This is a genomic window from Leptolyngbya sp. FACHB-711, assembly GCF_014695615.1.
Lineage (GTDB): Bacteria > Cyanobacteriota > Cyanobacteriia > Elainellales > Elainellaceae > Leptolyngbya_A.
This window is the reverse complement of record NZ_JACJOR010000383.1, coordinates 1-12,331: the sequence shown is the minus strand read 5'-3', so window position 1 is coordinate 12,331 and position 12,331 is coordinate 1. Positions and strand designations below refer to the sequence as shown.

Annotated in this window: 14 protein-coding genes; 3 read left to right on the top strand and 11 right to left on the bottom strand. The window is 51.9% G+C overall.

What is annotated here, in order from left to right; translation table 11 throughout:
- Positions 1–331, bottom strand: a 331-nt coding sequence (locus H6F80_RS16110) for an aminotransferase class IV (protein WP_190792543.1), incomplete at its 3' end; no start/stop codon positions are given.
- 329 nt (positions 332–660) lie between these two features.
- Here H6F80_RS16110 and H6F80_RS16105 point away from each other — a divergent pair.
- From H6F80_RS16105 to H6F80_RS16095, 3 genes are all read left to right on the top strand, one after another.
- Positions 661–2,397, top strand: coding sequence for a SpoIIE family protein phosphatase (locus tag H6F80_RS16105; protein ID WP_190792542.1), 1,737 nt, complete (start codon positions 661–663; stop codon positions 2,395–2,397).
- A 3-nt stretch (positions 2,398–2,400) separates the two neighbouring features.
- Complete coding sequence (locus H6F80_RS16100; RefSeq protein WP_190792541.1) at positions 2,401–2,841, top strand: ATP-binding protein; 441 nt, start codon at positions 2,401–2,403, stop codon at positions 2,839–2,841.
- Between the two features lie 108 nt (positions 2,842–2,949).
- A complete protein-coding gene (locus H6F80_RS16095; RefSeq protein ID WP_190792540.1) occupies positions 2,950–3,816 on the top strand; it encodes a sulfotransferase family protein in 867 nt (288 codons plus the stop codon).
- A gap of 313 nt (positions 3,817–4,129) precedes the next feature.
- On the opposite strand, the gene nblB is transcribed toward H6F80_RS16095, so the two are convergent.
- The 10 genes from nblB to H6F80_RS16045 form a co-directional block, all read right to left on the bottom strand.
- Complete coding sequence (nblB, locus tag H6F80_RS16090; RefSeq protein WP_190792539.1) at positions 4,130–4,792, bottom strand: phycobilisome degradation protein NblB; 663 nt, start codon at positions 4,790–4,792, stop codon at positions 4,130–4,132.
- Positions 4,793–4,820: 28 nt separating this feature from the next.
- A complete protein-coding gene (locus tag H6F80_RS16085; RefSeq protein WP_190792538.1) occupies positions 4,821–5,297 on the bottom strand; it encodes a CBS domain-containing protein in 477 nt (158 codons plus the stop codon).
- 126 nt (positions 5,298–5,423) lie between these two features.
- Positions 5,424–6,482, bottom strand: coding sequence for a M42 family metallopeptidase (locus H6F80_RS16080; protein WP_190792537.1), 1,059 nt, complete (start codon positions 6,480–6,482; stop codon positions 5,424–5,426).
- Between the two features lies 1 nt (position 6,483).
- Complete coding sequence (locus H6F80_RS16075; protein WP_190792536.1) at positions 6,484–7,668, bottom strand: aspartate aminotransferase; 1,185 nt, start codon at positions 7,666–7,668, stop codon at positions 6,484–6,486.
- Complete coding sequence (locus tag H6F80_RS16070; protein ID WP_190792535.1) at positions 7,665–8,867, bottom strand: iron-containing alcohol dehydrogenase family protein; 1,203 nt, start codon at positions 8,865–8,867, stop codon at positions 7,665–7,667. The genes H6F80_RS16075 and H6F80_RS16070 overlap by 4 nt, the downstream gene beginning before the upstream one ends.
- Positions 8,868–8,969: 102 nt before the next feature.
- Positions 8,970–9,500, bottom strand: a complete 531-nt coding sequence (locus H6F80_RS16065) for a Ycf51 family protein (RefSeq protein WP_190792534.1) — start codon at positions 9,498–9,500, stop codon at positions 8,970–8,972.
- Positions 9,501–9,557: 57 nt separating this feature from the next.
- Positions 9,558–10,028, bottom strand: a complete 471-nt coding sequence (sufU, locus tag H6F80_RS16060; RefSeq protein WP_190792533.1) for a Fe-S cluster assembly sulfur transfer protein SufU — start codon at positions 10,026–10,028, stop codon at positions 9,558–9,560.
- Between the two features lie 114 nt (positions 10,029–10,142).
- Positions 10,143–10,544, bottom strand: coding sequence for a hypothetical protein (locus H6F80_RS16055; protein WP_190792532.1), 402 nt, complete (start codon positions 10,542–10,544; stop codon positions 10,143–10,145).
- Between the two features lie 201 nt (positions 10,545–10,745).
- Entirely contained in the window at positions 10,746–11,807 is a 1,062-nt protein-coding gene (gene hemE / locus H6F80_RS16050) for a uroporphyrinogen decarboxylase (protein WP_190792531.1), read from the bottom strand.
- A 157-nt stretch (positions 11,808–11,964) separates the two neighbouring features.
- Positions 11,965–12,331, bottom strand: a 367-nt coding sequence (locus H6F80_RS16045; protein WP_518523598.1) for a hypothetical protein, incomplete at its 5' end; no start/stop codon positions are given.

Genomic DNA, 12,331 nt, shown 5'->3' with positions numbered 1-12,331 from the left:
GGGCAATGCCCAGATCAGAAGTGTAAACAAACGGACGAATATAAAACGAAGTGCGCGGCTGATTCTTTCTAACGAAATCGATAATGATACTCTGAATTTTATCGGCGGGAAGGTCGTAGTGCAGGAAGCGAGCACTGTTGCTGAGGCGTTGACAGTGGCGATCGAGCCGAAACAGCAGCACTTGATCAGGATTTTGGGGATCAGGAATGCCGCGCAGCCCGCCGAACGCGCCTGTACCGTAGTGCAACGCATGCGTTGCGATCGAAATCTTCGCATCGGTAAACGGCACAAATTGGTTTTGAAAATATGCGATCGGCAAAAAGTTGTGCATCGTCCTAAACCCTAACTCCTATAGCGTTCACATCATAGCTTTGAACAGAGGGTGTAGAAGCCTTGTTCCCGCGCAGGGGTAGAATGCCTGCACCCTGTTCAACCTCCATAAAGGATTGCTATAGACCCTATCAGGAGACCCCAGACAACCCGACTGTCCCATTTTTTAGATTGTTTAGCATTATCCCATACGGTTGCCAGCAGAGTTCAAGGGACAGCGATTTCAAGAGCAGCCATGAAACCCTGACCTCGCTCTGTTCGTGCTGGTGTTAGTGCTGGACTAATCCTGGGCACAATCGCAGTTAAGTTTCCATTTTGTGTCCTGATTTCATGACTCATTCTGCGTCGGGTAAGCTGCCGTTAATGATTGTGGATGATGAATCCGATAATCTTGATTTGCTGGATCGCACCTTTCGGCGATCGTTTACGGTGTATCGGGCAAATAGTGCGCTAGAAGCCCTTCAACTGCTGGACGAAGCGGGCGAAATGGCGGTGATTATTTCTGATCAGCGAATGCCGCGAATGAACGGCACCGATTTTTTGAGCAAAACAGTCGATCGCTTTCCCGATACGATGCGAATCCTGCTCACAGGCTATAGCGATGTGCAGGATCTGGTTGGAGCTATCAATTGCAGCAAGGTCTTTAAATACATCACCAAGCCCTGGGACCCAGAGGAACTGCGGCAAACGGTGCAGCAGGCGGGCGAAATTTATCAGGTTGTCAAACAAAGAACTGCCGAACTGCATCGTTCCCTGCGACGTGAATCTGCCCTGAATGAGGTCATGTCTGCCATTCGCGAATCGCTGGATTACCGTGCTATTTTGCAGGCGATCGTCCGTACCTTTTATACTACCTTTGCCGTAGATGCCTGTTTGCTGTACCCGGTGGATGCCGTTGAAAGTTCCCCAACGCCTGAAGGTGATCCAGAAGAAAAAGCTGATCTAATGCCGTTTTGTTTTCCACAAACGTTTTCAGACTTTCTCTCAGAAGAATTCTCAGAAACATCCCTGAAATCATTCTCAGTGGCATCGCCTCACGGGCTGTCTTTGAGCGAGGAAACCAGTGGTATCCAGCCAGAGATTCTGTCTTCGGCAGCGGGAAACGTCTACGTGCTCACCGTACCCCTCTGCGATCCTCGCAATGCTCAGGAGCGGCTTGCGGTTCTGCGATTGCTTGGCAAAAATGCCTGGTCAAACGAAGACCTTGATTTAATTGAGACGGTCGCGGCACAGGTCGCCCTAGCCCTCTCTCAGGCAAAGCTTTATCAGCAGCTTCAGGTTCAAACTGAACAGATGCGATCGCAGCTTGCCATTGCCCGGCAGGTGCAGGCGAGTCTACTGCGGCAAACCCTACCGGAACTAGAGCAGGCAAGAGTCCAGGCGGTAACGATTCCGGCGCAGGAGATCGGCGGTGACTTTTTTGAGGTGTACGAGCATCCCGACGGTCATGTATGGATCGCAGTGGGCGATGTTTCTGGCAAAGGTGTTCCGGCAGCCCTGCTAATGGCAAGCGCGATTTCGCTGCTGCGGCGAGAACTGAGCCAAGACATGCTGCCCACGCCGGATGAAGTGCTGCAAAAGTTAAACCACAGCCTGTTTCAAGAGCTAGTTGGCAGCAGTTGCCTGATCACGATCGCGATCGGCTGCTACACCCCAGAAACGGGAGAGTTTGTTTATGCGAATGCGGGTCATGTCTATCCGATCGTCTGGTCTCGATCGCGACAGGAGGAAACTGCACCCACCTATCTCAAAGTACGGAGTGTGCCGCTGGGCATCTTGCCGCTTTGGCAGGCCGAGTCTGGCCGGCAAATGCTCAATCCGGGCGACGTGGTGCTGCTGGTGAGCGATGGCATTACAGAAGCTGAGTTGAGCGACACCGCAATCCAAAGCAGTTCTCCTGGAGCCAGCGATTTTCCTAGTGCTCTGCCGCTGCTGCGGTCAGCCGGACTTTGGGAGATCCTGCGTCAGCGATCGTCTTTTGATCTGGGCGATGTTTTAGCAGAAATTCGCGGTCACTGCCCAGTGCAGGACGACGACCAAACGCTACTTACTCTGGAGGTGCTTTAGCGTATGAGAACCGAGATTCAAGTTCCCAGCGACTTGAGATTTCTAACAATTATTGAGAACTGGCTGCTGAATTCTCTCGCACTGGAGCTTGAGGAACAGGTTGATTGGCAGCGTCACTCTTGTCGGCTGCGGCTGGCTCTGGTCGAAGCTTACTCCAATGTTGTCCGTCATGCTCATCAGGGTCAGCCCGATCTGCCTGTCATGATCAAGGTCGAACTGAAAGCACGAAACCTACAACTCGAAATTTGGGATCACGGGCAGGGATTTGACCTTTCAACCTATTTGCCGCCAATTCCTCAAGATAAGCAGGAAGGGGGCTATGGCTGGCTGATTCTCAATCGTTTGATGGATCGAGTTGAGTACCGGCTGCGGGTGAACGGGCGCAATTGCCTGAGGCTAGAGACAACGTTGCCAGAACGCGAAGTGGTGTCAGTCAACAGCTAAAGTTGCCGACGGTTATTCTGCAAAGCAAGCTCCTTCTTTGAGCAGATACTCAAATCCTGAACAGTCTGCCTATGCTGTGAGAAAATCTGTTTTTCTCTTACAGAACTGATGAAGCGGGCAATTTTTGTTTTAGGGGCACAGCGCAGCGGCACTTCTGTCACCAGCCATGTACTGTCAGAACTTAGCGTGCAGTTTGGAGACCGCGATCGATTTATTCAGTTTGATCACAATCCGATCTTCTTTGAGTTGCCATGGGTAAACGAACTGAATAATCAGATTGTGAAGGCGATCGGTCATCAGTACATCGATTTTTTTCTGCCACTCGAAGCTGACTTTATGGCTCCTAAAATCCAGCCGCAGATTCAGGCGATTCAGGCAGACATTCATCGATTGATTCAGAATGAATGGCACGATCAGGTGGTGCGAACCAGTTTCCCTTTCAAGCCGATCGCAGCAGCAGATTCGCAAGACTTCATCATCGGTATTAAAGATCCAAGAATTTCACTCACGTTTCCCATCTGGGAGCCTGTTTTGCTAGCGCGAGGCTATTCAATTCAGGTTGTTCAACCGTTTCGATCGCCCGCTGGATTTCTACACTCAAATCAGAAGTTATTTCATCAATGGGAAGGGTGGACGATCGATCGACATCTGCATTTTTGGCTTCAGCTTAATTTAGCAGCAGTCTATTTCACACGACGTTATCCGCTTCACCTCCTGAACTATGATCGTTTGATGCAGTTTTCGTTAGAAGAAGTTGTCCAGCTTGTCACTGCACTATCACTGAATGTTTCTCTCGCTGAGAAAGCAGCAGCTGTGGTTCAAACTGAGCATTATCATCATGGTGATCGATCAAAAGACGTTCAGACGGATATTCCCTGGGTCAATGAGGTTTATTTAAAACTTTGTAACAAAACTATTACAGCCAACGATTACCTGAACTACCGTCAGCAAATGCGATCGATGTCACTTGTCTAAGTTTTGATGGGTGAGAGGAAGTTTGCGTTGCAGCTTCCTAAATCTTCTATAAATGGGGAACTTTGAGCAGTGGAAAGCCTCCAGCATGAGGTTGAAAGGCTAACAAAATTGGGAGGGCAATCCACAGATGATTGTATACGGTAGCCACCCTTGGGAGAACCCTACTCTTCCGAATTTCAAAGTCCCCCAGCATTAGGAACTTGGGGGCAAGGCAGGACTGCTACGACTGATTAATTCTACGAGTGATTAAACAGATCGGTAATAAGCCATTGCCACCCTACAAGATTGCGATCCTGCTAAGAATTGACCCAGTCTACTTTGCCAGATAGCTCTGAGCTTCCTGAGCGACTGCCTGCATCTCGTCCTGAGCAAGCCGCCCCAGTGCAGACCGCGCTTCAGGATGATTGAAACGGCTGAGTGCTTGAGCCACTCGGTAGCGAATTTGCCAGTCTGAATCTGAGATATAGGGTAGAAGTAAGTTAACTGCCCGATCGTCTCCCAATTCCCCAAGCGAGCCGATCGCTGCCGTTTTTACCAGTTCATTCTCGGATTGGAGAGCGGTTTGGAGCAGATCAAACGATTGCGGGTCACCCAGTTCGCCCAGTGCCGCAATCACGCTGAACTGCACCAGCCACTCTGAGGAGCGATGGTAAAGCTGCTGAAGATCATTGAATGCTTCTGTTAGCTTTAATGCACCGATTGAGTCTGCGGCGGCTGCTTGCACATCGGGTTCAGGGTCTTCGGTGAGGGCACGACGTAGAATTTCGAGCGCTGTGGAGGGATTTTGTCGCCCCAAGCTCGAAAGCTGGCTCACTGCCGCATATCGCACTCGTACATTGCGATCGACCACCAGCGGCTGGATCAGGTCAAAGGCGATCGACGGTTCGATCTGACGAAGTTGATTGACACCGCTCAACCGATGTCCAAAGTCTTCTGAACTTAAAAGCTCCTGAACAGATTCGGGGGTAACGCTCATTTTTTAATCGTCAATTTTGAGTTTTTAGCTATTCTCCCATACCCTGCTGCGCTGCCATAAAGCGCACAATGTCGCCGCGGGTGAGAATGCCAATTAATTTACCGTCGTTGCTGAGTACGGGCAATCGATGAACGCTGCGATCGTGCATGAGCTGAGCTGCCTCGCGCAAGGATTTGTCGGGCTTGATCGTGACAATATCGCGATCGGTCATAACTTCGCCGACCGTTTGCCCCAGGGCTTTGTGCAGTTCGCGCTCGTAGCGGGCAGGATTTTCCAGATAAATGACGCTGTCCAAAATTTTGATATAAGCGGGTGGGGTAGCTCCGGTTTCCTGCCACATCAGGTCAGTTTCAGAAATAACGCCCACCAGACTGCCGCTGTCGTTAACCACAGGCAGACCGCTGATTCGTTTCTCTGCCAGAATTTGAATCGCTTCATTAAGCGGTGTTTCTGGCTTGACCACGATTGGATCTGCGGTCATAACATCTGCAACGGTTGTAACCATAAGCACTTAGCGATGCGGTTCGCAAGGAATTAAAATTGCCTTCATTCTAGAGAATTGTAGCCGAGGCAGAAACAGCCCCCTGGAGGATTTCCCCTCACGATTTAAATAACAATTTATGCCAGAGATTCATCGTTGAGATTCACAGAACGATCGCAGCACCGCCACACAGTGGTCGATCGCGCCCAGATGGGCAATCTCATAACCGTGCGTGTTTTGTGTCGGAAAGCTGAGACAGGCAGCACGGGGCACATGACCAAATTTCATCGCGATCGAGCCATCGCTGCCAAACCCGCTCAGAACTGCCATTTGCAGCGAGAGATTCTGGCGATCGGCAGCTTGTAGAAGCTGGGCGTTGAGGGCTTCATCATAAATGCCGTAGCTATCCTGCACCAGCAACACGGGGGTTGTACCGTCTTCGATCGGGTATTCCGCCGAGAGGGGGCAGATTTCGAGAGCAATCAGGGCATCTAAAGACTGTTTTTGGGTGAAATACATTGCACCGATCGCCCCAACTTCTTCTTTGGCAGAAGCCACCAGATACACATCCATTGCAGGCTGCTTGAGCGTCTCCGCCAGGGACAGCAGAATGGCGATCGAGGCTTTGTTGTCCAGTGTGTAGCTGGCGATGTAGTCGTTCAGGCGAAAAGGCTGCTTGCGATGTTTTCCGATGACCACTCGCGTTCCTGGTCGCACACCCGTCTCCGCCAGCTCTGCCGCAGATCGTTTGGTTTCAACCCAGGCAGCTTCCCAGGTCAGGGGCTTATCTTCCTGCAATGCCTTCTGAGGGGACTCGTGCGACACATGACGCGACCCAAAGCTGAGAATGCCGCTCACCGTCGATCGATCGCCCAAAATATCAACCACGCCTTCGCCATAAACCCAGGGATACGCGCCGCCCAACCTGCGAACGTGCAGCCGCCCGTCTAATTCAATCGATTTCACAATGCCGCCGATCTCGTCTTTGTGGGCGGTGATGGCAATCGATCGCTTTGCCTCAGCAGAATCCCCAGTGGAACCTGCTGAAATTTTCGCGATCACATTATCCGCCGCATCGATCCAGGCTTCGATTCCCAGTGCTTCAAACTGCCGCAGTAAATAGTCGTTGATTTCCTGCTCTGCACCGCTGGGAGAGTGGCAGAGGACGAGTTCGGTAATGGTGTCGAAGAGGCGATCGAAGGAGGACATTTTACGAATAGCGGATTCCGGCTTGCTTTAAGCGATCGAGTGCTTGCTGAAGCCGATCGCAGTCTGCAATCAAGCTAATTCGCACATAGCCCTCGCCGCCCGCACCAAAGGCATTGCCCGGAGTGACAACGACGCCCGTCTGCTGAAGCACGGATAGGGCAAAATCAGTGGAGCTGATGCCAGAGGGACAGGGAATCCACAAATACATCGTGGCTTTGGTTTTAGGGATGTTCCAGCCCAGGTCTGCCAAGCCCTGAATCAGGAAATCACGGCGGGTACGGTAGCGCTCCTGAACTTCATGCACATAGTGATCCGGAAGTTGAAGAGCGGTTTCAGCAGCTGCCTGAAGGGCTGCAAAAATGCCGTAGTCCAGATTGGTTTTCAGCGTACGAAGTCCCTGAATCACATGGCGATTGCCCACTACAAAGCCGACTCGCCAGCCTGCCATGTTGTAGGTTTTAGACATGGTGTGAAACTCGACGCTAATATCTTTTGCGCCCGGAATTTCTAAGAGACTGGTCGGCTGGAAACCGTCAAACGCCAGCTCTGCATACGCCTGATCGTGAACCAGCAGAATTTCGTAGCGACGGGCAAAGGCGACAATCTCTTCAAAGAATTCGCGGGGGGCAGTCGCGGTGGTAGGGTTGCTGGGATAGTTGAAAAAGAAAATTTTTGCCTGTTCCGCAACGGCATCGGGAATCTTGGTTAAGTCAATCAGCCAGTCGTTTTCTGCTGACAGAACGATCGGATGAATCTTGCCGCCTGCAATCACCGGACCCCGAAAATGCACCGGGTAAGACGGACTGGGAACCAGGATTAAATCGCCCGGATTGATATAGGCAATCGCCAAATGTCCTAGCCCTTCTTTGGAACCCAGGAGGGGCAGTGCCTCACCGTCCGGGTCAAGTGCCACATTGTAGCGGCGATAGTACCAGTCGGTAATGGCGCGACGAAAGCTTGCCGTGCCTTCAAAGGGCGGATAACCATGGTTTGCCGGATTTTTGAGCGCCTGAACTGCCGCTTCGACGATCGGTTCTGGGGTGGCTCCATCGGGGTTGCCCATGCCCAGATCAATCAAGTCCAGACCTTTTTCGCGGGCGCGGGCTTTCAGTTCGTCCAGTCGAGCAAAGACGTAAGGAGGCAGGGCTTGCAGCCGTTCAGCCGGGGTGATCCAACTCAGCGTCATGGCTTCACCTCGTTTACAGAAGATGCTTCAGAAGGGGAATCGATCGCATCTGCCGCAACCGAATTTCTAAGGTGGCTGATGCTCTGGTTTCGAGCCTCACTGGGAGCCGTTGTAGACACCATCGCCGCCATAAGCTGATCGGGCGTGACAGTAAAAGGCAAACGGTGGATATCTGAACTGGGACGACAGGCAATTTCTGCCGATCGCTGAAGGTCTGCCAGCGTTACGTTAATCAGTCCCAAATCTGCCAGCGTTTGCGGTAGCCCAATTTCACCGTAAAACTTCAAAAGCTGCTGTCTTGACGTGGCTGCCAGGATACTGCCCTGCACCATTTCTTCCAGCCGAAGCTGCACCAGAATGCCAAAGGCGACTTTTTCCCCGTGCAGTGTGCCGTGACTTTGCAAGAGATGCGTCAGCCCGTTGTGAACCGCGTGAGCTGCCACAGTTCGACACTGCGCTCCACCCATGCCGCCAATGACCCCCGCCATCAGCACCGAGGCATCGACCACTTCTCGCCAAACGGCACTCCCCGGCAACTTCAGAGCCTCGATCGACTTTTGCAGCAGCAAATCTCGCAAGACCCGTGCCTGCTGTACTGCCCCAATAATTAAAGTCTGGTCAGAATGTCCGCTGCTCACCGATGCTTCATACCACTTCGCCAGTGCGTCCCCGATCCCTGCAACCAGGGTGCGGCGCGATGCCGTTTCGACAATCGAGTAGTCCAGAATCAGCAAATTTGGGCAGTGGGGCAAAGGCACATCGTAGAGAAACGCGCCTTCGTCAGAATATACATTTGAGAGCGCAGTCCAGGCAGCGCAGGTTGCCCCGGAGGTCGGAACGGTGACGATCGGCAAATTGCACTGATGCGCCACGAGCTTTGCTGCATCCAATGCTTTACCGCCACCAACCCCCATAATTACTTCTGCCTGATGGTCTGCCGCCGCCTGCCGCAGTGCTGCAATTCCTGCCTCGCTACAATCCCGTCCGTAGGATGCTTCTGCCAGGGCAAGTCCCTGTTCGATTGCGATCGGCTCCAGCAAAGGACGCATTACCGCCAGCGATCGATCGCCGCCAATCACCAGAAAACGCTGACCAAACCGGGCAATCGCACTTCCCATCTGCGCCAGAATTCCTGTGCCTCTGGCAACTTGAGCAGGTGCGATCGTCAACACAGGAAGCGATAAATCAGAATCAGTCATAGAACAGGCAAAAGGTACAAAAATCAGGTAAAAGTCAATCGAAAGTATAGACCACTTTACTACAGGGCAACGGAATCTCGCCTCGGCAAGTTACTGGATAAATCAGCTTGCAGCACTAGATTCAGGCTGCGGTAGCTTTGCCAGATTTTCAGTAAAAACGTGAATTGCCATCTCCTCATCGTCTCGCACTTCGAGCGATCGCCGCACTTCGCCCACAACGAGCAACTGGCTTAATCCTGGCTCTGGATGCACGATCGTCCTTGCCCGAATCAGCAATTTCTCATCGCCCCGGCTGAGCCGTCCGTAGGAATACAAATCATACGCTGCCTGTTTGAGCGTTGCTTCAAGCTGCTCCTCAGTCACGGTGGGTGGTACGGCAATCACCGCCAGCGTCGAACCCGCATCGTACACCGTCGAAAAGCGCACTGCTCCCGGAATCCTTACGCGGGTAAAGGGAACCACCCCTAGCGCAAACAGACCGACTGCCAGCACCAGCGTAAAGCCCGTCACGCCCACCAGACGGAAGCGAATGCCCCACTTCAGCAGAAAAGCCAGCCCCGTCAAACCTGCTAGCACCAGCGCGGCGATCGCAGTCCATTGAGCGTATTGAAGGAAAGCAGAAGTCGTTAGCATGACTCAATAATGATCAAAAGAAAGGAAACAGAAGAACCGAGAACTTATTCTTAAAAATTATTCGTTACTGACAAAGCCCGCAGGCTGAATGTCCTTGGCAAGTTCGATCGCCGCCTTCAGGGTATGCCAGGACAAATTCGCGCATTTAATCCGTACGGGAAACTGTGCTACGCCCTGCATCACGTTTAGCTTGCGAAGCTCCTGCGGAAATTCGGCTTCGCCGCGCATCATTGCCTGGAACCGCTGCACCATTTCTAAAGCCTCAGTGACGGTTTTGCCACGCAGCGCGTCTGCCATGAGATCAACTGATGCCATTGCGATCGCACAGCCTTCGCCCTCAAATTTCACGTCCTCAATGCGATCGCCTGCCTCACTCAGATGCAGGGTTAGCTCGATCGTGTCCCCGCAAGAGGGATTGTGACCTTTTTGATAGCGATCGATCGGGTCAGTTTTACCGCGATTCCGGGGCTTTTTGTAGCGTTCCAGAATCACCTGTTGATAAAGATCGCGCAGGTTGTCCAGGGACATAGATCTATTGGCTGTGATGACTCTCCTTTCTCATCGTATCAGCGTTGCGGAGGTTCGGGGAAAAAGGAGAACGAGGGGGTCAGGGGATGAGGGGATGGGGAGGGCAGGGAGAGTTTAGGCGGCGGCGGCGGCTTTTTGATGCTGATGCTGACGAACTAATTCATACGCAGGTTCATAAATCGCTTCGCGAAATGCTTCAAGGGAATAACCTGCAGTTTGTACGGCATGCTGAACAAGCGGCATATCTTCTGCCTGAAAGTAAATGAGCAGGTCGCGATCGTCGTTCTCGGTCGGTTCTGCCCCAACGACCATAAACTCTACTTCTCCTGTTCTCAGTAACGCCCAGCTCAACTGCCCCTCAGCCTCGTAGCAATTGAGGACTTCAAGCTTCAGCACGTTTTGGTAAAAGTTGATGTTGCGGCTCATTTCCGGCATTCCATGATTACAGCAGATGATTTCAGTCCGATTCTTCAGGCAATCCAGCAGCTTGTTTCCTCCCACCGCTTTATAGTTCAATTGTACTGCTTAAAGTTATCCTTTGCCTACCGGGATATAAAAGGTTAGTCACGGATTGCTTAACACCGATTGCTTAACGAAGCGAATTAGGGCAATTTCCCAATAAAAAATCCCCCAGGTGTGGGGGACTAAGGGGATGAGTACAGCAGAAACACCGCTGCTTACATCGTTTGTTTTACGGGAGTCTAAAAGACCGATAGATTATGCACTCACCAGAAGCTTATCGATTTGCTTTGCCGTCTCAAAGAAATAGGCAGCGTTTTCTTCTGGGGTTTTGGGCAGAATTCCGTGCCCGAGGTTGAGGATATGTCCCCGGTTTCCGGCTTTCTTAATCGTGTCGATAATTCGATCGCGGATAAACGGCTGCGAACCAAACAGAACACAGGGATCGATATTGCCCTGAACGCCCACATTCGGTCCTAACCGCCGCCGGGCATCTGCCATGTCTACTGTCCAATCGACGCTGACAATATCTACACCCGACTGACCCATCAGTTCCAACACGCCTGCGCTGCCGCTGATGTAGAGAATCATAGGCGTATCGGGGTGAGTTGCTTTCACCTGCTGCACAACACGCTGCTGATAAGGAAGGGCAAACTCCTTGTAGTCTTGAGGGCTGAGCTGGCCTGCCCAAGAATCAAACATCTGGACGACTTGTGCGCCGCAGTCGATCTGATAGCAGGCATAAGTGGCGATCGAGTCTGCAATTTTGCCCAGGAAGGAGTGCAGCATTGCAGGCTCCGAGAAAGCCATGCTCTTGATAATGGTGTAGTCCTTAGAGCTTTTGCCTTCGATTGCATAAGCCGCTAGCGTCCAGGGTGCGCCGACAAAGCCCAGCACAGCAGCTTCATTGCCAACTTCCCCACGCAGCGTTTGCAGAATTTGGCGGATAAAGGGCAGCGAAGCGTCAGGGTCGAGCGGAGTGAGTTTGTCGATCTGCTCTTGAGAGCGAATGGGCGGATCGATGATTGGTCCCCGGCTTTCAATGATGTCAAAGGGAATGCCAATTCCGGGGAGCGGAGTCAGAATATCGGAGAACAAAATCACGCCATCTGGACGGAAAGCACGCCAGGGCTGAAGCGAAATTTCTACCGCAATGTCGGGATTCTCCGATCGCTCCCGAAACGAGGGATACTTGTCGCGCAAATCCCGATAGACTTTCATATAGCGTCCCGCTTGCCGCATCATCCACACGGGCGGACGATTTAACACTTCACCTCGCGCAGCCCGCAGCAAGTAAGGAACTTGTTGTGATCCGGTCATCTCAACTCCACTTTTGTTAAATCGATCGTTCAGCACGTTTGTTAGCTTATCACTCTCAGATCCCTCGCCTGGAGTGGGGACTTGCAGAACCGTTACAAAACGTTAGAGCAGTGAAAATCCTGGAAACAAAACTTTAGCAAAACAAACTTATGCCCGGTTAATTCTGCTCCGGTCTTTCAGATAATTCTGTTTCATGTCTGGGCGAAGCAGGCTGGGCAGGAATTTTTTGGCTGTAGAAGCAGTACAGCACTTGCCCTTCTAGCGTCGTTTTAAACTGCGCGTCAAATTCGATCGCCTTTCGATCGAGAAACTGCTTGGCAAATTCGGCAGATGAATGGGTTTCCATTGCAAAATCAAGCACAGACAGTTCACCGCGATGCTCCTGCACCAGACGGTAAAAAATTCCGTCAAGCTGTCTCTCCCTCGCCTGTTGGGCTTCCTCCTGTTCCTGACTTCGCTGCTGCTGCCACTGCCAAAATCGCCAGCCTATGTAAGCTACGCTACCCAGCATCAGAAAAGGCAAC